The organism is Bacillus sp. 2175 (genome assembly GCF_057812155.1).
Genome location: NZ_CM173819.1, coordinates 284,552 through 305,978 on the forward strand (window position 1 = coordinate 284,552; position 21,427 = coordinate 305,978).

Genomic DNA, 21,427 nt, shown 5'->3' on the forward strand with positions numbered 1-21,427 from the left:
GATGCAGTGTAATGGTAAGGTGTTAAATAAAGAACAAGTAGACAAGATACAGTTCATGCTTAATAACTATTCTAATAAGGGAATGGATATTTGTACATGTGATGTAGAGCGGGTACTAAACAAACAATATATGAAACTAACAAAGCTAGAGAAAGCTATTGCTCTTAGCATAGTCTTTAATGCTATTGATACCAAGGAACTAGATGGACATGTAAGTAAAGAAAAATTATCGGATGTACTTAAAGTAATTGAAGCGTTAAAAGAAGAGATAGATGCAGATAAAGAGTTAGAAGAAGAAAAAGAAGCGCATCTAAATATAATTAATAAACTAATTGATAGTTTATTAGCAGAAAAGAATCAGGAACAAAAAGAACCAAGCCCCCCCTTTCAAAAATAAATCAAGGCCCCTTAGGGGGACCGAGAGGGGAGCTTCATGTAACACACAGGTCATTTCTATAGGGGGTGTGGTCATGGAAGGAGTGAGATTTTATGAGCGATAATTTAGATATAGAAAAAGAAAAAAGAATTAAGCGAGAGATGACACGATTAAACAGTTTATTAAAGAATTTAGAGCCTAAGAAAAAGAGAGCAGTTTCTTCACTCATAAAAAACGCTGCTTTTATGGCTGTCACTTTAGAAGATCTGCAAGAAGATATTAATCAGAATGGTGTTACTGAACAATACCAAAACGGAGCAAATCAATTTGGAGTTAAAAAATCTTCAGCTGTTGAAGTATACAACACAATGATAAAAAATCATGTACAGGTAATGAAACAACTAACTGACTTGCTCCCGAAAGAACAGCCTAAAGAAGAGGATGATGGGTTTGAAGACTTCGTGAATAGAAAATGAGTAAGCAAGTAAAAAAACAGTATCCGTTAACTTATAATCCAATCATTGAGTATTACAATCAAATCGAATCTGGACAAGTAATTGTATCCAGTAAAGTTAGGCGGATATATAAAAAGCTTGTAGATGATGTGCATGATACTTCCTCTGTATTTGAGTACGATGCAAATAAAGCGAATCACGTAATAGAATTTATTGAGAATTTTTGCAAACACTCAAAAGGAAAATGGGGAGGTAAATCGATTGAATTAGAGCTTTGGCAAAAAGCATTTTTAGCAGCTTCTTTTGGATTTGTTCATAAAATTGATGGAACGAGAAAGTATAGAGAAGTACTCTTAATTGTGGCTCGTAAAAACGGAAAGTCAACAATCGCTTCTGGAATTGGTTTGTATTTACAAGTTGCCGATGGTGAACCAGGTGCAGAAATATATGCAGTTGCTACTAAATTAGACCAAGCAAAATTAGTTTGGTTAGATGCCAAAAGGATGGTTAAGAAATCCCCCGTATTATTAAAACGAATTAAACCGCTTGTTCGTGAATTAAATGCAGATTTTAATGATAGTACGTTTAAACCTTTGGGAAGTGATTCAGAAACACTTGATGGTCTTAATGTTCATGGAGCGATGATGGATGAAATACATGCTTGGAAAGATAAGAATCTATATGACGTTATAGTGGATGGTACTTCTTCAAGGGAACAACCAATGATATTTATGATTACAACAGCTGGAACCATTCGTGAATCAGTTTATGATATGAAATATGAAGAAGCCGAAATGCTTTTAAATGGTTTGGACGATCCAGACGGCTATAAAGACGATCGCTTTTTACCAATCATATATGAGTTGGATAAAAGAGAGGAATGGACTGATAATACTAAATGGACAAAAGCTAATCCTGGTTTAGGTACGATAAAAAAGATAGACCAACTTGAAACAAAGGTAAACAAAGCGAAAGCAAATTCTTTGCTAGTTAAGAACTTACTAACAAAAGATTTTAATATCCGCGAAACAAGTACAGAAGCCTGGTTAACATTTGAACAATTAAATAACAAGGCTACCTTTGATGTAGCAAAATTAAAGCCTTCTTATGGGATTGGCGGTTGTGATTTATCTTCAACAACTGATTTAACCGCAGCGAAGGTTATTTTTATGCTTCCAAACGATCCGCATGTCTATGTATTACAAATGTATTGGCTTCCTGAAGATTTGCTTGAACAAAGAAGTAAAGAAGATAAGATTCCATATAATTTATGGGCAGAACAAGGAATATTGAGAACAACACCAGGTAATTCAGTTCATTATAAATTTGTAACACAATGGTTCTTAGAAGTCAGGGATGAACTCGGTATTTATATTCCGTGGATCGGTTATGATAGATGGTCCGCAAAATATTGGGTGGAGGAAATGGAAGGCTACTTTGGTAAAGAAGCAATGATTCCAGTTGCCCAAGGGAAACAAACTCTTTCTAGCCCTATGAAATTATTAGGAGCAGATTTAGAGTCTAATTTAGTAAATTACAACAATAATAGCATTGATAAATGGTGCTTATCGAATACAGCCATTGATGTGGATAAAAACCTGAATATACAGCCGAACAAAACAAATAATCAACGTAGAAGGATTGACGGAACCGCAGCGCTTTTAAATGCATATGTTGTGCTTCAAGAAAAACGTAATGATTACTTAAATATGATTTGAGGGAGGTGAGGAATTGGGGTTATTCAACAAAATATTCGGTAGAAAACAACCGCCTACTACGACCCGTTTTGAAATGATAAACGATAATGGAGGGGGCTTTTTCTCGTGGAATGGGAATATCTATCAAAGTGATATTATTAGGGCCTGTATACGTCCTAAAGCCAAGGCTGTTGGTAAATTAATAGCAAAGCATATACGAGATAATACAAATGAATTTAAAGTAAATCCAGAGCCGTATATTAGATTCATTTTAGAAGAACCGAATCCATTAATGACAGGTCAAATATTCCAAGAAAAAATGACTGTACAGCTAGAGCTGAACCATAACGCCTTTGCATATATCAAACGAGATGAATTAGGAGTTCCAATTGAAATTTATCCTTTGCCATGTGTAACTGTAGAAGTTGTAGAGGGAGCTCAAGGTGATATTTTTCTTACTTTTTATTTTAAAAATGGGAAGAGAATGACCGTTCCTTATGTCGATGTTATCCATCTTAGAAAAGATTTTAACGAAGATGATTTCTTTGGTGAACATCCAGGTAAAGCTTTATCTTCCTTAATGGATATTGTTACAACTACCGATCAGGGAATTGTGAAAGCAATTAAAAATAGTGCAGTGGTGAAATGGATATTAAAATTTAAATCGGTTTTAAAGCAAGAGGACATCGATGCACAAGTTCAAAATTTTAAGAGAAATTATTTGAGTATTGATAATGAAAATGGTGGAGCAGCTTCATCTGATCCACGTTATGATTTAGAACAAGTTAAACCAGAAGCATTTGTTCCAGATTCAAAACAAATGCAAGAAACAACACAGAGAATTTATAACTTCTTTAATACAAACGAAAAAATCATTCAAAGTAAATACAATGAGGATGAATGGAATGCTTACTATGAATCTGAAATTGAACCGTTAGCGATGCAACTTTCTGGGGAATTTACCAGGAAGTTTTTTTCACGTAGGGAACGTGGCTTTGGGAACAAAATTATTTTCGAAGCAGCAAGCCTTCAATATGCTTCTATGCAGACTAAAATGAATTTAGTTCAAATGGTTGATAGAGGAGCAATGACACCGAATGAATGGCGTTCTATTCTCTCTGTAGGTCCAATTGAAGGTGGCGACAAGCCGATTCGAAGACTAGATACAGCGTTAGTTAAAGACGGAAATACAACTGTTAAAGGAGGTGGGGATAATGGACAAGACGGAAACAAGGGAAATAGTAACACAGAAGATTGAAATTAGAGAAGATGATAACGGAAATCGGACACTTATAGGCTATGCAGTAAAGTGGGAAAAGAAATCCGTAGTTATGGGATATTATCGTAAGTTTCGTGAGCAATTTAAAAATGGAGCATTCACAGAAACATTACAAAATGATGACCAACGTTTTTTATGGTCTCATGATACATCTAAAGTGCTGGGAAGAACAAAGAATAATACGTTACGTTTGAGCGAGGATGCCGTGGGCTTACGCTTTGAATTGGATTTACCAGATACAACTCTAGGTAATGACACTTACAAATCTATTAAGCGTGGAGATGTAGATGGTGTTTCGTTTGGGTTTAGCATGATAAGTGAAGAAATCCAAGAACCAGATGATGATTTGATGCTACGAACTGTTACAAAAGCAAAACTATTAGAAGTTAGTGCAGTAGCTTTCCCAGCATACCCAGATTCAGAAGTAAGTGCTAGGGGATATGATCCTTATAAACATTTTACAGAAGAAAAAAAGCGCTCGGAAAAGCGCAGAAGACTATATTTACAAACATTATTATAAAAGGTGGACTTTGAACATGAATAAAGAACAATTATTAAAACGTAAATCTGAAATCAGTGAATTATTAAGTGATGAAACTCGCTCTATTGATAACCTTGATACAATTGAAACAGAATTACGAGATATTAATAATCAGTTGGCAGCAATTGAGAAGCGTGAACAACTTTTAAATGAAGCACGTTCTATCAATGAAGGAAATGCAACTGGTGCTAATAAGATTGAAACATTTAATACGGATTCATCAAATGAAAAACGTGAACTTGGTACAAATACAGTTGAATATCGTAATGCTTTTATGAATTACGTATTACGCGGTGAAGCAATTCCAACTGAATTACGTGCAAATGCTGTTACGAAAACAAGTGACATCGGTTCTGTTATCCCACAAACAGTATTAGATAAAATTATCGAAAAGATTGAAGCAGTAGGAATGATTCTACCTTTAATTACTCGTACAGCTATTAAAGGTGGCGTAACAGTACCAACTTCAGCAGTTAAACCAGTCGCAACATGGGTTGCTGAAAGCTCTGGAAGTGATAAACAAAAGAAAACTACAGGAAGCATTACTTTCAACTATCATAAATTACGTTGTGCCGTAGCGGTTTCTCTTGAAGTAGAAACAATGTCTCTTGCGGTATTTGAAACAACATTAATTAATAATATTGTGGAAGCTATGACAAAAGCGATTGAACAAGCGATTGTTAGTGGTGATGGGTCTGGTAAGCCAAAAGGGATTCTAGCGGAAACACCTGTTGACGGACAAGCATTAGATGTTGCGAAAATTAACTACAAAACGTTAACAGATGCAGAAGCGGCTTTACCACTTGAGTATGAAGCAAGCGCGATTTGGACGATGACGAAAAAGACATTTATGGAATTTTCGGCAATGACAGATGCAGACGGCCAGCCGATTGCACGTACAAATTACGGGATTTCCGGTAAACCAGAACGCATTTTATTAGGTCGTCCAGTTGTTCTATGTAATTATGTTGATAGTTTCGCAACGGCTACTGAAGGAACAACATTTGCATTCTTATTTAATTACAAGGATTATATTCTGAATACAAACTACCAAATGGGTGTTAAGAAATATGAAGACAATGAAACTGACGATCAAGTTACAAAGGCAATTATGATTGTGGATGGTAAAGTAGTAGACAAAAACTCTTTAGTTGTTTTAAAAAAAGCTCCAGCAGCTTAATAAAGGAGTGATACAATGAATCATTTAGTCTTGAATGCTTTCATTGATAAAGAAACAAAAGTTGGATATTCAAAAGGCGATATGTACGAGTCAAATGATTCGGAACGTGTTGCCTTTTTAATTGAAAAAGGATTCTTAAAAGGAAATAAAGAGATTTCTACATTCCCTAAGCATACTGGCGGTGGATGGTATGAATTATCGAATGGTGAAAAAGTGCAAGGGAAAGAGGAAGCGATGTCAGCTGAACAATCATTGAGGGGTAACGAATCATGATTTTAAAAGATATAAAAAAGGCATTGCGCATTTCTCATGATGCCCTTGACGATGAAATAAACGATGCAATAGAGGCAGCTCGACACGATTTAATGTTGTCGGGTGTTTCTTCTATTAAAGCGAATAATGACGATGATCCGTTAATCAAAAGAGCGATAAAAGTATATTGCAAAGCAGAATTTGTTGCTGAAGCTAAAGAGGCTGAAAGATTCCAGGCATCGTATAACATGTTAAAAAATCATCTCACTTTAGCAGGTGATTACAAATGAATGATATTGTATTCTTTCCAGTTGTAACGACTACTACAGATGATTTAGGTCAAATAGAAGTAGCGGAAGATTTTACAAGACAAGTATTTTGTGAGAAAAAAAGTGTTTCTCAAAATGAATTCTTTCAAGCGGGCCAAAATGGTTTTAAGCCTAAATGTGTATTAATTGTTTACACATTGGATTATCAAGAAGAACAGAAAGTACAGTATCACAAAAAGAAATACAACATTTATCGCACATATGAAAGAGACGATGAAAGAATTGAACTCTATTGTGAGGTGAAGACAGGTGGCTAATATTGATGAATTATCCAATGAAATTGCTAGAGAACTACAAAGATATGCCAATGTAATTGAGGAAGACATGGAAGTTGCGAAGGAAGAGGTAGCGGATAATTTAGTGGGTGAATTAAAGCAAAAAAGTCCTAAAAATACAGGTAGGTATAGTAGAGGTTGGCGAAAAAAGAAGGATGGAAACGCGATTATTGTTCATAATGCTTTAAAACCGCAGCTTACTCATTTACTGGAGAAAGGTCATGCGAAGGCAAATGGTGGACGAGTACCAGCAAAGGTTCATATTGCACCAGCTGAAGAGCATGCGATTCATGATTTTGTTGAACGTGTTGAAAGGGCGATTGGGCAATGACATTAGGTGAATTAAAGAAAATTCTTGAGGCTACAGGTTATCCTGTGGCTTATTCGCATTTCACTGAAACACCAGGTGTTCCCGTACCTTTACCACCTTATGTTTGCTACTTTGTAGATGGATCACCTAATATGGCCGCTGACAATAAGGCCTATCACAAAATAAATGATGTAAATATAGAACTTTATACAACTAAGAAGGATTTAGTTGCAGAAGCCAAGCTAGAACAAGTCCTTGACGATCATGAAATTCCTTATGATTCGTATGGAACTTTTATTGAATCTGAAAAACTATTTCAAAAAATATATGAAACGAGGTTGTTGTAAATGAATGAAAACAAGGTAACATTCGGTTTAAAAAATGTACATTACGTGCCATTAGATATTAAGGATTTTTTAGTTACATTTGGTACGCCAATTCCATTACCTGGTGGAGTGGAACTAACATTTGAGCCACGCGGTGATTTAATTGAATTCTATGCGGATGACATGCTTTATTACGCAGCAAGTAATAATCAGGGTTACGATGGAACATTAAGTATTGCTACTATCCCAGAAAAATTTGCTATTGATGCACTTGGTGAGGAATTAGACGAAACAGATGGTGTATTGAATGAATTGGCTGATGCAAAAGGAAAACCATTCGCATTATTATTTGAGTTTGATGGTGATGTCAATGCAACTCGACATGTTATGTATAACTGTTCAGCAAGTCGTCCAACACTTGCATCTAAAACAAAAACAAGTTCAGCTGAGCCAAATACAAATGAACTGAAGTTTGTTTCTAGTCCAATTATTTTAGCACCAGGGGGAAGACCTATGGTTAAAACAAAAACAACATCTAAAACAACGCAAGAAATTTACAAAAATTGGTACAAAGAAGTGTACGTTAAAAAACCAGCAGCACCAAAAGGAGCGTAATAGTAAATGGAAAAGACAATTACAATAGATGGAAAACAAGTCCGATTAAAAAGTACAGCAGCTACTGTTAAACGATATAAAGCACAATTCAGACGTGATTTATTTGCTGATATGTTTAAGTTAGGGATTTTGTCTCCTTCAAATCCTCAAGAGGGTTCACTAGCTACTATTGATTTAGCAAATATCGATTCAAGTAAACTGGATTTTGAAGTTATTTATGATTTAGTTTGGTTATACGCGAAAACAGCAAATCCAGAAATTGCCGAGCCAATTACATGGTTAGACGGTTTTGATGAATTCCCTATCTCAGAGATTATTCCGGAAATTATGGATATGATTCAAAGTACAATGGGCGCAAAAAAAAAATAAACAAAAGTAATGGAGAGCAAGGGACTTTCAGTGATGAAGAATTAACCGCTGATACGTTCCTTGCTCTTTGTTATAAAGCGAAATTAACGCATTGGGATTTGGAAGTTATGACAATTGGTGATTGCTTTGATTACATTGCTGAATTCGCTGAAATGGAGAATCCAGACAAAGAAAAAGTAAGAAAAGCAAACCAAAAAGACTTTGATTCATTCTAAGAAAGGGGTGAGAAAATGGCAGGAAGAATTAAAGGTATTACGATTGAAATTAATGGTGAAACCACAGGTCTTCAAAACGCTTTAAAAGATGTAAATAAGCAGAGTGACAACTTGGCCAAAGAATTAAAAGATGTAGAACGTCTTTTGAAATTCGATCCTGGTAATGTTGAGGCACTTTCTCAAAAACAAAAATTACTTACACAACAAATAGAAAATACAACGCAAAAGCTAGATAAATTGAAAGCAGCGGAACAACAAGTACAAGCACAATTCCAAAACGGAAAAATTTCTGAAGAACAGTACCGCGCGTTTAGGCGTGAAATTGAATTTACACAAGGATCACTTGATGGGCTGAAAAATAAGCTTGGTAATATGAAATCTGAACAAGAGAATGTAGCGAGTTCAACAAGACAATTAGAAACATTGTTTAGTGCTACAGGAAAAAGCGTTGATGATTTTGCAGGCGCATTAGGTAATCGTCTTGTAAATGCAATTCGAAACGGTACAGCAACAAGTAAACAATTAGAACAAGCAATTGGAATTATTGGACGGGAAGCATTGGGAACAGAAGCTGACATAGAAAAATTACAACGGGCTCTTCGATCTGTGGATGCTGGAAATTCAATTCAACAAGTTCGAAACGAGTTAAGGGATTTGCAACAAGAGGCTGAGAGAACGGAGAAGAAGTTTGAAGGGCTCCAAGTAGGACTCGAAAACGTCATTGGTGGGTTGGCAGCTGGTGGTGGAATTGCAACCGCAGTTGAAAAAGCGATGGATATATCAAAGTTAAAAACAAAAATTGATGTATCTTTCGAAGTGCCGGAGTCATCTAAAAAGACAGTTGAAGAATCAGTAAGGGCTGTTACTGCGTATGGTGTTGACATAGATGAAGCTTTAGAAGGAAACCGTAGGCAGTGGGCATTAAATAAAGATGCTTCTGACGAAACAAATGCAGCCATAGCTAAAGGTGCCGCTGGTATTGTAGCGGTTTATTCTGATATTGATTTTACCGAATTGATACAGGAAGCGAACGAAATTGGGGCAACTTTAGGAATTACAAATGAGGAAGCTTTAGGGTTAGTTCATACTCTCCTTAAAACAGGTTTTCCACCTGAGCAACTAGATATTATTGCTGAATATGGCGACCAAATGATGCAGGCAGGGTTTACAGCAAAAGAAGTACAAGGAATTATGTCGGCTGGAATTGATACGAAAACGTGGAATATTGATAATCTTCTAGACGGTGTCAAAGAAGGACGTATCAAAATGGCGGAATTTGGTGCGGGTGTAGATAAATCTATGCAAGAGGTTTTAGATAAAACAAAGATTTCAGCTGACCAGTTTGAAAAATGGGGTCAGGCGATTGCTGGTGGCGGTGAAAATGGACAAAAGGCGATGCTTGAAGCAACCAAGGCTTTAGCTGGTGTTGAAAATGCTACAGACAGAAATGCACTTGGCACGAAGATGTTCGGTACTCTTTGGGAAGACCAAGGAAAGAAGATCATTGATACCATTTTAAAAGCAGAAGGAAAACAAGTGGATCTAAAAAAAGGTGTAGAAGATTTAAATAACACCACCTCTAAATTAGATGCGTCTCCAGCGGCTAAAATGCAAAAAGCAATGAATGATTTACAGAAGGCGCTTGAACCAGTGTTATTAGTGATAGCAGACCTTGTTTCGAAATTTGCAGAATGGGTTTCTAATAATCCAGAATTAGCAGCAACGTTAGCGGCTATTGGTGTTGCTATTGGTGTAATTTCTGGTGCGGTTATGGCACTTGCTCCTATCGTTATGGCGGTCATGGGTCTGTTTGGTATCGGGGCAGGACTAGCAGCCACGTTTGTTGCTGTAGTTCCTATTATTATAGGGCTTATAGCAGCTATAGGAATTGCAATTTATAAAAATTGGGACGATATCCAAAAATGGACCATGGAGGTATGGAATTCAATTACAGAATTTCTAACAGGAATTTGGGAAGGCATATCCCAATGGGCAACAGAAACATGGGAAAGCATTAGTGAATCTACTTCTTCAGCATGGAATGCCATTAAAGAATTTTTAACAGAACTATGGAATGGAATCATGGAGTCTTTATCTGAAACATGGAATTCGATTGTTGAAACTACTACGGAAACATGGAATTCGATTGTAGAGTATTTGACTGGAATATGGGATGGAGTAGTTGAAACATTATCGGAAGTTTGGAATGGCATCAGTCAAACTACTTCTGAAGTGTGGACAGCGATTAGTGAGTTTTTCATTAACACTTGGAATGGGCTAGTTGCCTTTCTAACTCCTATCTTACAAGGAATTGCTGATTTCTTCTCCATGATTTGGAATGGCATTTCCACAGTGATTCAAACTGTATGGGGTTTTATTACTCAATACTTACAAGCAATTTGGACGGCTATTTTATACTTTGCTACGCCAATATTTGAAAGTATCAAGAATTTCATTTCTGAATGTTGGAATACCATTAGTTCTACTACAAGTTTTGTATGGGAAACAATTAAGAATTTCTTAGTTTCTTGTTGGAATGGACTTGTAGCGTTTGTTATGCCGATTTTTGAAAAAATCAAGTCCTGGATCATTGCTGTGTGGGATACAATCAGTTCAGCAACAATGTCTGTATGGAATGCTGTTAAGAATTTCTTACAATCATGCTGGAACGGGTTAGTAGCTTTTGTAACGCCAATATTCACCTCAATAAAAGATTGGATTGTGAATACATGGAATACGATTAGTTCCACAACAAGTGCAGTATGGAATACGATTAAAAGCTATCTATCTAGCTTATGGAATGCAATTGTTTCCACAGCGAGTTCTGTATTCAATAGCATCAAAGAAGCCATTTCAACGGTTTGGAACATGATTAGTAGCACGAGCAGTAGTATTTGGAATGGTATTAAATCTACACTTTCAAACATTTGGGAAGGTATCAAGTCAACCGCATCTTCTGTCTGGAATGGATTAAAAGAAGCCATTATGACTCCTGTTCGTTGGGTAACAAATGCGGTTAGTGGAGCATTTGAAGGTATGAAATCAGCAGTATTAGGCGTATGGGATGGTATTAAAAGTGGTATTCGTACAGCTATCAATGGAATTATTCGTATCATAAATAAATTTATAGATGGCTTTAATACACCAGCAGAATTACTAAACAATATACCAGGAGTTAGCGCGCCGACTATTCCGCATGTACCAATGCTTGCGAAAGGTGGAAAACCTGTAGGAGATGGCTCATTTATTACTGGAGAAAAAGGCCCCGAACTGTTTACTAAAAGAGGGAATTCTATCACAGTTACACCGTTATCTTCAAAAGAAAGATCTCTCGGTATCACTGGAACTATGAATCAACTAATGAGTGATATGAGCCGGATGATGGCTAGTTCAATGAGTCAATTATCAGGGTTAAAGAGTGTTATGAGTGGTGTGTATGGGAATATGTCAAATAGTAGACAAGCTATGGCAGCTAGTGTTGCGAATCCAGTGATTAATTATTCTTCAGGATCATCTGGCGGTGGAGTCATTCCAATGCTTGGTGGAGATTTAGTTATTGAAGTACCTGTTAATTTAGAAGGAAGAGACGTGGCACGCGGTACTTATCGCTATACAACCGAGTATCAAGAAAGAGAAGCAAAAAGAAACTCAGACTTTTAGGTTTGGGTTTCTTTTATTTTATAAAGAAACGGGGTGTCAAAATGAGCTCTTTTACATTCAACAATCAACGAAAAGAATATATCCAAATAGAAAAAGGATGGAGTCCACCAACATGGGCGCCTTTAAAACGTAATTTCTTAAAAACACCTGGATATCCAGGCGCGAGATTATTAGGAATGGAAACAGATCCTCGTCCACTTCCTGTTCCTGTGGGAATTATCGTTCCAGATGGAACAAATTTAGAAACGTTAAAAGAAGAAATAGCAGCTTGGTTAATTACAGAAGAAGCAGTTGAGCTAGTTTTTGATGCAACTCCTGATAGAACATATTTAGCTGTGATTGATGAAGAGTTTGATCCTGATGATTTCGTTACGTTAGGTAAAGGCACTTTGAAGTTTATTTGTCCGATGCCTTATAAATTAGGACCTACTCGAACAGTAGATTTTCAAACAGGTGCGCTTGGGTTAACGGCAAATGTTCAAAACAAAGGAACTGTTCATTCTAATCCTATTATTGAGATTGACATTACGAAACCAAACACTTTTTTAGATGTATGGTTTGAAGATAAATATGCAAAGGAAACGGATTATTTCCGTATTGGAATGCCATTAAAAATGGAGCAATTGCCTGTAGAAAGAAATCAACGTCTTATATGGGATGAAATGTCTACAACTGTAGGATGGAGTAAGGTTAGTTCTATGGAAGATGGGAATCCAGTTGGTGAAATGAAAACAGATAGTTACCAATTCTATTGTTCGGACTATGGATCAGGTAATGGATGGCATGGCGCAGCTGTTAAGAAGAGTATCCCTGGTGGGCCAGTACAAGATTTTATTATGCAAGCCCACGTTACATGTAAAAGTAAAACGATTAATGAAATGGGACGAGTTGAGATAGCGATACTCGATGAAAACAGCAAAGTTCTTTCAAAAATTGCCATGAATGACCTCTATTGGCAAGCTGAACAAAATTTTGGAACGATGGTAATTGGATATGATAATAAACCTGGAAAAACAGGTTTAATTTATGAGAGTGGTGATTATCCGAATACATGGAATCAGTATTATGGCAGGTTGTGGATCGCTAGAACCGGTAACGATTGGGAGGCTTATATTTCAAAATTTCTTCCTGGAACAGAAAAAGATGATTCAGAACGCTTTGCAAGGTGGACTGATAAAGACAATAAACATATGGAAAAAGCAGCTCAAATACAGATTAGTATCATGCAGTGGCAAGATGTTCCGCCAGTAGAAGCGATGACAGTTTCTGATTTGAAATTTTGGAAAGTGAATTTAAATAATCAAAATACACCGCCTTATATAGTCGATGTTGGTGACAAAGTCGTGATTGATACAGAAAACAGTCGTGTCAGTATTGAAGGGAAAAACGCTATTAACATAAAAGATATTTTTAGTAATTTTCCTGTTATCAATAAAGGTATGAATAAACTTGAAATTATTCCTTCTGATATAGGAACAGCAAAGGTGAAATATAGGGAGCGATTTAGATGAGGACACCAAGTGGGATACTTCATGTTGTTGATTTTCAAACAGAACAAATTGTTTCTACTATCCAATCTAAAGATTATTGGGATGATAAACGGCATTGGGAAATCAAGAACAATATTGATAAGTTTGATTTTACAACGGCTGATGGTACAGAACAAGCAGCTACACTCTTGCAACAAAACTTAGTGTTAAAAGAAGTGCGTAGCGGTGTTATTGTACCGTATGTAATTACGGAAGCTGAAAAAGTTTCTAATGATAGATCCGTAATTACTTATGCATCTGGTGAGTGGATTTTATTAGCAAAAGCAGGTGTTATCAATCCTCAACGAATTGAAGGGAAAACGGTCAATGAGTTTATTGACATAGCTTTAACAGGGACAAAGTGGAAACGAGGTCGTACAGAATACTCTGGTTTTCATACAATGACTATCAATGAACCTATAGATCCGCTTAAATTATTAAAGGATATCGCTTCTCTTTTTGATTTGGAAATTGTGTATCGTGCTGAAGTTGTTGGTAATCAATTCGTTGGTCGTTATGTGGATATGATTAAGAAGCGTGGTCGAGAAATAGGTAAAGAAGTAACTCTTGGTAAAGATTTAATGGGAATCAAACGTATTGAAAACTCTCAAAATGTCTGTACAGCGCTTATAGGGTTCGTTAAAGGTGAAGGAGATAAGATAGTTACAGTTGAGAGTATTAATAATGGTCTGCCGTACATCGTAGATAATGATGCGTTCCAGCGCTGGAATGAAAAAGGAAAGCATAAATTCGGATTCTATACTCCAGAGACAGAACAAGATATCACTCCAGGCCGTTTAATGACTCTTATGAAAACGGAGATGAAAAAACGTGTAAACACATCTGTTTCTTATGAAGTTGAAGCACAATCAATCGGTCGTGTGTTTGGATTGGCACATGAGTTAATTAATGAAGGTGATACAATCCGAATCAAAGATACTGGATTTACACCCAAGTTATACCTTGAAGCACGAGCAATCGCTGGAGATGAGTCATTTAAAGATCCGATGCAAGATAAATATGTATTTGGTGATTACCGTGAAATTGTTGATCCAAACGAGGAATTACGCAAGCTCTATAATAAAGTCCTGGCTTCATTAGGTAGTAAACAAGAAATTTTAGATCAGCTAGATAAGTTGGTTAAAGAGACTGCTGAAAAAGCAAATGATGCTCAAAAAGAATCTGAATCCGCTAAGAAAATTGCTGAAAAGGTTCAGGAAAACCTGAAAAATAATACGGTAAATATTGTTGAAGCTAAAAACCCACCAATTGATAATCTTATAGTAGGTAAAACATTATGGCGAGATATTAGTAACGGTAAACCTGGTATTTTAAAAGTGTGGAATGGTAAAGGGTGGGAGCTTCTTATTCCTGATGTGGAATCTATTAAAAAAGATACACTGGAGCAGGTTAATAAGGATATTAAACTTACAAAAGAAGAATTAAATAAGAAAGTGGAAGAAGCGCAAGAAGAAGCAACTGGGCAATTTAATACAGTAACAGAGGGTCTTTCAAAAGTTACAAGAACTATTTCTGATGTACAAAGAGATCAAGGTGAAATTGATAAAAAAGTAACTCAGGTTGAACAGGATTCTGAGAAATTTAAATTGTCTATTGAAACATTAACGAAAAATAGTACTGATACTACAAGTAAAATCAATACATTAGAAAGTGATGTGGACGGAAATAAGAAAGTTATTTCAGCAGTTAAAGAAAGTGTAGCGAACATTAATGACGATGTAAGAAACTTGTTAATCGGTTCTAAATCTTTTGATGGCGCTTTGACCTTTGCGCAAGCAGACAATCGTTGGTGGCTTAAATCAGCAGATAAAGTTAAAATTTCGAAGGATGTTTTTCAAGGTAATGCAGTCGTAGAAACTCAAACATCATGGACTGCTTTAGCTTATAACTTCAAGGATTTAGTAGATCGAAAAGTTGTAAAAGTAGGAGATAAAGTAACCTATTCAATTTTTACTCGTGTAAAAGGTTTGCCGAATGGCCAAGATCTACAACACACTTTCTATTTTGCTGCAGGTGCTACTGGCATCCGTCCAAATAAATCTACTAATCAATGGCAGCGTGTAATTGTTTCATTCGTAGTGACAGTGGGTATGATGGCATCAACGGGAACGGATAACGAGAGTCATTTTCGTATAGAACCTGACGTAAATCCTCCTGCTGGTTGTTGGTATCAGCAGAGTTCACCACAATTGACTATAGGCAGTAAAGATTATTCGTGGAGACCTGCTCCTGAAGATATTGCAGATGGTAATGTTTTCACCAAGATAACAACCGAAATCAAAGAAGAGGCTGGGAGAATCTCTAAAAAATTGGAGCAGGTTGAATCTCGTACAGTGGGCGTTGAAAACTGGCTAATCAATACTGGGCGAAATCAAAAGCCACAAACAATTGGAATGTCTGGAGGCGCACTAGTCAACAAAGCTACTCAATCATTCACTGAGGATTACATGATTGTAGAATGTACAGATCATACCGACTCTTTCTACCAATTCCATCTAGATAATACTAAGATGGGTGACTACGAAAAAGAGAAAGATATGACATTTAGTATCGATATGCAAAACGATGTTCCTATTGATTTACTTGTATTCCAATTTATTAATGGAGTTTGGGCAGAAAACTTGTACAATAGATTCTCTGTCGCTAATTGGTCTAGAAGATCATTTACATTTAAAATTGATGCGCGGGCAACTGGATGGGGATTACGATTAAGATTTGAAAGAAACGAAAATTCAAAGGGTAAGAAATTTCGTTTCAAGAAACCTAAACTAGAAAAAGGTTCTGTTCCTACGGGTTTTACAAAATCGACTTATGAGTTGGAACAAAGTTTCGAGGGTGTAAAAGAGCGTATTGAAAAAACGGAATCTATCATTAATGATGCTGGTGATCGTAACTATGTACGGAACGGAGATTTCACACACTATTGGGCCGATAACGACCTGCAATGGGATAAGAACCTAAACGGTAATTTGCGCGCTGGTAATTGGGCAACAGGTTATAACGCTGGAACAACAGATCCTACAAAGGGTTATCATATGCACGTTAATGACAAAAAGTTTGGGTATCCTGTAGTTGCTGTTATTAACAAAAATGGTCAATTCGGTCAAGGTAAAAGGTGGCTTGGAATGCCTCAAGAAATGCCAGCTAGTTTCCGAAATGATTTCCAGCCAGGTGATACGTACACGATCGCTTTAGATGTATGGACGGAAACAGTAAATAACAAAATAGCGGTAGGATTACACCACTTTATTGAGGGTAACACTTCAATGGGCTTTCATAGTGGGGGTACGCCAGAATTAAAGATTGAACCTGTTAAAAAGTGGGTTCGCCTGTATACAACAATGAAATTACATGATAAATCAGATATGAAAAAAGGTTTTAGCTTGTATATTTATGGCGATCGTTCTGCCGATGGTAGTGAGTGCTACTTCAAAAATGTATCTGTGTTAAAAGGATCTATGCCGAAAGCATTCGCTCCGTCTCCGGAAGATGGGGTAAAAGAAAATGTATTCAGCCAGAAAGTAACGGAGATTACGAAGAACGCCGAAGGGATAACAAGTGATGTAAAAAAAATACAGGAAATACAAACTCAGCAAGGGCAAACACTGACTGAAGCTACTACAACGATCCTGCAACAATCTGAAGAATTGAAGCTAGCAATGAAAAAGAAAGATGTTGAAGCTTATGTAGGTGGTTTAGGTACTGTCAACGAGTTGCGTGATGCTAATTTTACGTTAGGACAGAAATATTGGTTTTGGAATAGCGGTAATGGGGCTACTGGTGCTGTTGATACGAGTTTAAAATACAAAGGGATTAATACATTTGTAATTACTGTTGCTGGCCAGACGCAAGATCGTTGGTGGGGACTTACAAGTCAATTCATTGAGTGTCAGGTTAACGAAGAGTTTGTTGCATCAGGTTATTTCAATACTGATGGGAAAACACCTATTGATAGTGGCGGTGCATTTATTGAAATGGAATGGTGGACTGCTGACAAAAAAACTCGTATTAAGACAGCTAGAACGAATATCACTGTTGTAAATCATACATGGGTTCGTGCTGTATGCACAGATAAAGCACCAGCTAATGCATCGTTTGTGAGATGGCGTTATTACGTGACAAGAAATGGGCGTTTATGGTGTGCTGCACCTATGTTACAACGTGGCACTATAGCTACAGAATTTTGGTTACATCCGAAAGATCAAACGGATGCTGACAAAATGATAGAGGATATTGCTAATAGAGTAGCAACTAAAGATTACGATAAAAAAGTAACCGAATTGGAAAGAAGTATCGCTACTAATGAAGAAGGCGTTACTATCATTTCAAAAAAACAGGAAAGTTTTATTAATGAGACCTATAATGCCTATGTAAAGAAAACAGAATCGAAGTTACAGGTATTAGATGAAGGGATCTTAGCACAAATTTTAAAAGACGGTATCATTACTTCTATTAATATGTCACCTGGTAAGATTATAATCGATGCTGAGAAACTGAATATTAATGCCGATACAATGGTGAAATGGTTAACTGCAAAAGGCATTGATACGAATCTTATTAGAATTGATGGTGATAAGATAACCATTGATAAAGATGGTGTAACTGTTAAAATGCTAGACTTCCTATTCCAAGACGAATGGGGCACAAAAACAACTGCGGTATCAAGACGAAACCTAATAGCAGATCCAGACTTTTCTAGTGTTACAAAGAAAAACATTGGCCATAACGATTATTATGGATTTGAAGGTGGATATGGCCTTACTTGGAAGTCCTGGGGAAATGTCGTAATAGAAAAGAATACACATATATTCGATTACGAGCAGATGGTGAATGCTGCAAGGGTAGATATGTATAACTATCCAGAAGCAATCGTGAATAATGGGATACATCCTGGTAACGAATATACAGTTTCTGCTCACTTTAGAACGTCTATGATAAATGGTGTACGTAAAACAGGAAAACCACGTTTACAAGTATGCTGCGTTAAATTCCGAGACAATGTAAGTTACGATATATGGAATGAACAAAAAATGGACTTTCCTGAACCGTCGACATTTTATGGAGAAATCAGAAGATACTCTTTCACTTTCAAAGTGCCGACAAACTATATTCCACAACAACACGCATTGATTATTAAAGTTTGTTCTGGAAATGCTGACATGAGACAAGGGACAGCGATTTGTGTAAGTGGTGTAACGCTATACAGTGGCAAATATGCATCTATGTATAATTGGGATCGTGCCGCAGCAGAAAGAGCAGATGGTATTCAGCCGTTTAACGCAATCGCTATAGGTGGTGTGAATAACAATATAGCTCCAGCACCAGACGGACAAACGTTTGATATAAGTACTGAAAAAGAAGTGAAAATCTTTAGGAATATACGAGCAATGCAGGGAATTAACTTAGGTGGCGGTGGATTCCAACAATGGGGTCATATTCGCTTTACAGACGGTAATATGGGATCGGGTTTTTATGCGAGTACTCCAAGTGGTTGGAAATTTAACGCACTTGGATAGAAAGGAAGGATTAAACATGGATATTAACTACATGATGCCTTTTCAAGAAGGTGAAATGCTTCCTTATATGGGAAGAATAGTAGATGTAAAGCGAACGGAAACAGGAGTCTTTATACAAGTACCTGCTGACATGTTAGATAATGCAGGGGTTTCCAATGATACGAGTAAAGTTGAGGTGTGGAGGGACATGTCTGACGGAACTATTGGTTTTAGGGTTTTAACGAAATGTGAGTTATGTGGTTGTGGAGCCAAATTATATGAATTGAACTTAGGAGTTGCTAAAAGGAACATTTGTGCAAATGATTATTTTAAACTTACAGGGAATTACCCATCTCAAGAACCGCCAGCATCAACTAATGAAAATAACACACAAACAGAGCAGGAGCAGCCATAAGCTGGTCTTTTTTTGTTGCCTAAAAAGGAGATGAGAAGATTGCCCGAACATGAAAACCATGACGATTTCACAAAAGTAATTATTGGATTAACAAGGGTGGAAACAAAAATTGATGGTCTCGGTAATGTTAGAGAACTCGCAATCGAAGCGCAACAGTCGGCAAAAAGCGCTCATTTACGTGTAGATCGATTGGATAAACTTGTGTTTTGGATGGGAACAACAGTTGTCGGTTCTCTTATAGCTGGAGGAATAGCACTACTTTTTAAATTCGTAGGGAAGTGATCGTATATACGGTCACTTTTTTTATGTGTGCCAGGCATGGCAACTATCTAGGTGGTGGAAGTCCACTGTGGGGGTACACATCGACCAACCACTAAGGAAGCGCAAGGTACTTACCGTGAGGTTAGGGCTGGAGGAAGCGTGGAATAAAATCTTGGCTCGACGAACAGAAACCTGATATGAAGGCTTTATAAAGGGATGAGGCTCCATAACAAGTTAAAGTCCAAAAGATGTGCGTAACTTTGTAGAGTAAATCAGGCGAGTAAAAGAGGAAAGATAGTTGCCTTACCCTGGGAGATCTTGCGGATGTACTAACAGTACAGTCGAAAATGGTTAACCGCAAGAAGTCAGCCGAAGCCATAGTAGTGGAACAAATTCATGAAGGGCCGAACAGTTTATAGTGTTTCAACGCCATGAATGCGTAAGTGACATACTCCGAATATGTTAATGATGAAAGTATGAGCGTATCTCAAAGGATAATCAAAATGGAGTTGTCACTTACTACGTGAAGGGAAAGGAGAAACGAGTGTGGAACTCTTAGAAGCAATTTTAAGCAACAAAAATATGAATGAAGCCTACTTACGCGTTTATAAAAACAAAGGTGTTAGTGGAGTTGATGGTGTAACAGTCGAAGAACTAAAGCAATATCTGAAAGAGCACAAGGACGAGCTACGTCAGCGCATTAGAACAAGGAAATACCAACCACAAGCTGCCTTAAGAGTGGAAATCCCAAAAGAGAATGGCAAGATGCGCAAGCTGGGAATACCAACAGTAGTGGATAGAGTCGTTCAACAAGCCATTCATCAAATACTCAGCCCGATATTTGAGAAGCAGTTCAGTGAATTCAGTTATGGTTTTAGACCAAAAAGAAGTTGTGAGATGGCAATTGTTAAAAGCTTGGAATTTCTAAACAACGGATATGATTGGATAGTAGATATTGATTTGGAGAGATTCTTTGACACAGTTCATCACGATAAATTGATGCGAATTATATCTAACTCAATACATGACGGAGACGTCATCTCTCTCATAAGAAAGTATCTAGTCAGTGGAGTTATGGTGAATGGGAAATATGAAGAAACACCAGTCGGAACTCCGCAAGGAGGCAATCTCAGCCCTTTACTGAGTAACATTATGTTGAACGAACTGGATAAGGAACTCGAGGGTAGAGGACTTCAATTTGTGAGATACGCTGATGACGCTCTTATCTTTGTGAGGAGTGAGAAGGCAGCGGGCAGAGTGATGAAATCAATCGTGAGATTCATAGAAAAGAAACTAGGCTTGATAGTCAATACAGAAAAGAGTAAAATCTCTCGGCCAAAAGATTTAAAATTTTTAGGGTTTGGATATTATTACACCCTCAAGGATAAGAGATATCAAACGAAACCACATCCAATCTCGGTACAAAAATTTCAAAGAAAATTGCACCAACTGACAAAACGAAGCTGGAGTGTACCGTTAGACTATCGAATATTGAAACTTAAACAAGTGATATTTGGATGGGTCAATTACTTCAGGAGTACAAATATGAAAGGTGTTCTGGAGCGAGTAGACCAGAAGCTCCGCTCCAGAATTAGGGTGATTATCTGGAAGCAATGGAAAGTACCGAAGAAACAAATCAAATCGCTTGTTCAACTAGGGATTCCGGAGGAAGAAGCGAAGGGATTAACCTACTGTCGAAAGGGCTTCCGATATATAGGGTTATCGAAAGTTGTTCAAAGAGCCATCTCAAATCAAAGACTAAAGAAGAGGGGAGTCCCTTCTTCTTTAGAACGCTATCTAAAAGTTCACACTGTAATATAAACTGAA

The 21,427-nt window shown here is 37.0% G+C and carries 19 protein-coding genes; all 19 read left to right on the plus strand.

The genetic code is table 11. The features are described from left to right. Nucleotide 1: 1 nt before the first annotated feature. The 19 genes from ACXKY9_RS01735 (at nt 2) to ltrA (ending at nt 21,421) form a co-directional block, all read left to right on the plus strand. Entirely contained in the window at nt 2-397 is a 396-nt protein-coding gene (locus ACXKY9_RS01735; protein WP_038413209.1) for a hypothetical protein, read from the plus strand. A 92-nt stretch (nt 398-489) separates the two neighbouring features. Beyond that, nucleotides 490-852 (plus strand): hypothetical protein, encoded by a 363-nt coding sequence (locus ACXKY9_RS01740; RefSeq protein ID WP_038413211.1) that lies wholly within the window; start codon nt 490-492, stop codon nt 850-852. Next, on the plus strand, nt 849-2,549 hold the full coding sequence (locus ACXKY9_RS01745; RefSeq protein WP_038413214.1) for a terminase large subunit: 1,701 nt from the start codon (nt 849-851) through the stop codon (nt 2,547-2,549). Before ACXKY9_RS01740 ends, ACXKY9_RS01745 begins: the two co-directional genes overlap by 4 nt. Nucleotides 2,550-2,562: 13 nt before the next feature. Then, nucleotides 2,563-3,786, plus strand: coding sequence for a phage portal protein (locus tag ACXKY9_RS01750; protein WP_038413216.1), 1,224 nt, complete (start codon nt 2,563-2,565; stop codon nt 3,784-3,786). Beyond that, nucleotides 3,743-4,327, plus strand: coding sequence for an HK97 family phage prohead protease (locus ACXKY9_RS01755; RefSeq protein WP_000361708.1), 585 nt, complete (start codon nt 3,743-3,745; stop codon nt 4,325-4,327). The genes ACXKY9_RS01750 and ACXKY9_RS01755 overlap by 44 nt, the downstream gene beginning before the upstream one ends. 16 nt (nt 4,328-4,343) lie before the next feature. Next, on the plus strand, nt 4,344-5,528 hold the full coding sequence (locus ACXKY9_RS01760; protein WP_038413218.1) for a phage major capsid protein: 1,185 nt from the start codon (nt 4,344-4,346) through the stop codon (nt 5,526-5,528). Nucleotides 5,529-5,543: 15 nt separating this feature from the next. After that, nucleotides 5,544-5,801, plus strand: a complete 258-nt coding sequence (locus ACXKY9_RS01765) for a hypothetical protein (RefSeq protein ID WP_001016250.1) — start codon at nt 5,544-5,546, stop codon at nt 5,799-5,801. Further along, nucleotides 5,798-6,070 carry a head-tail connector protein gene (locus tag ACXKY9_RS01770; protein ID WP_038413220.1) on the plus strand — a complete coding sequence of 91 codons (273 nt, stop codon included), beginning with the start codon at nt 5,798-5,800 and terminating at the stop codon, nt 6,068-6,070. Before ACXKY9_RS01765 ends, ACXKY9_RS01770 begins: the two co-directional genes overlap by 4 nt. Further along, the gene (locus ACXKY9_RS01775) at nt 6,067-6,366 is read left to right on the plus strand and encodes a phage head closure protein (RefSeq protein ID WP_038413222.1); all 300 of its coding nucleotides are present in this window, start codon (nt 6,067-6,069) and stop codon (nt 6,364-6,366) included. The genes ACXKY9_RS01770 and ACXKY9_RS01775 overlap by 4 nt, the downstream gene beginning before the upstream one ends. Beyond that, entirely contained in the window at nt 6,359-6,715 is a 357-nt protein-coding gene (locus ACXKY9_RS01780) for an HK97 gp10 family phage protein (RefSeq protein WP_038413224.1), read from the plus strand. Before ACXKY9_RS01775 ends, ACXKY9_RS01780 begins: the two co-directional genes overlap by 8 nt. Continuing rightward, a complete protein-coding gene (locus ACXKY9_RS01785; RefSeq protein WP_038413227.1) occupies nt 6,712-7,041 on the plus strand; it encodes a hypothetical protein in 330 nt (109 codons plus the stop codon). Before ACXKY9_RS01780 ends, ACXKY9_RS01785 begins: the two co-directional genes overlap by 4 nt. Further along, nucleotides 7,042-7,635 (plus strand): major tail protein, encoded by a 594-nt coding sequence (locus tag ACXKY9_RS01790; protein WP_001004921.1) that lies wholly within the window; start codon nt 7,042-7,044, stop codon nt 7,633-7,635. It abuts the gene before it with no gap. A 6-nt stretch (nt 7,636-7,641) separates the two neighbouring features. Then, on the plus strand, nt 7,642-8,004 hold the full coding sequence (locus ACXKY9_RS01795) for a hypothetical protein (RefSeq protein WP_038413229.1): 363 nt from the start codon (nt 7,642-7,644) through the stop codon (nt 8,002-8,004). Between the two features lie 230 nt (nt 8,005-8,234). Further along, a complete protein-coding gene (locus tag ACXKY9_RS01800; protein ID WP_038413231.1) occupies nt 8,235-11,879 on the plus strand; it encodes a phage tail protein in 3,645 nt (1,214 codons plus the stop codon). A 41-nt stretch (nt 11,880-11,920) separates the two neighbouring features. Next, nucleotides 11,921-13,390, plus strand: coding sequence for a distal tail protein Dit (locus ACXKY9_RS01805; protein WP_038413233.1), 1,470 nt, complete (start codon nt 11,921-11,923; stop codon nt 13,388-13,390). Further along, nucleotides 13,387-18,945, plus strand: a complete 5,559-nt coding sequence (locus tag ACXKY9_RS01810; protein WP_038415075.1) for a phage tail spike protein — start codon at nt 13,387-13,389, stop codon at nt 18,943-18,945. The genes ACXKY9_RS01805 and ACXKY9_RS01810 overlap by 4 nt, the downstream gene beginning before the upstream one ends. 16 nt (nt 18,946-18,961) lie before the next feature. Continuing rightward, nucleotides 18,962-19,339: a hypothetical protein gene (locus ACXKY9_RS01815; RefSeq protein ID WP_023901837.1), complete on the plus strand. Its 378-nt coding sequence runs from the start codon at nt 18,962-18,964 to the stop codon at nt 19,337-19,339. 30 nt (nt 19,340-19,369) lie between these two features. Beyond that, the gene (locus ACXKY9_RS01820) at nt 19,370-19,621 is read left to right on the plus strand and encodes a hemolysin XhlA family protein (RefSeq protein ID WP_031310537.1); all 252 of its coding nucleotides are present in this window, start codon (nt 19,370-19,372) and stop codon (nt 19,619-19,621) included. Between the two features lie 525 nt (nt 19,622-20,146). Beyond that, the gene (gene ltrA, locus ACXKY9_RS01825) at nt 20,147-21,421 is read left to right on the plus strand and encodes a group II intron reverse transcriptase/maturase (protein ID WP_038413236.1); all 1,275 of its coding nucleotides are present in this window, start codon (nt 20,147-20,149) and stop codon (nt 21,419-21,421) included. Nucleotides 21,422-21,427: the final 6 nt, after the last annotated feature.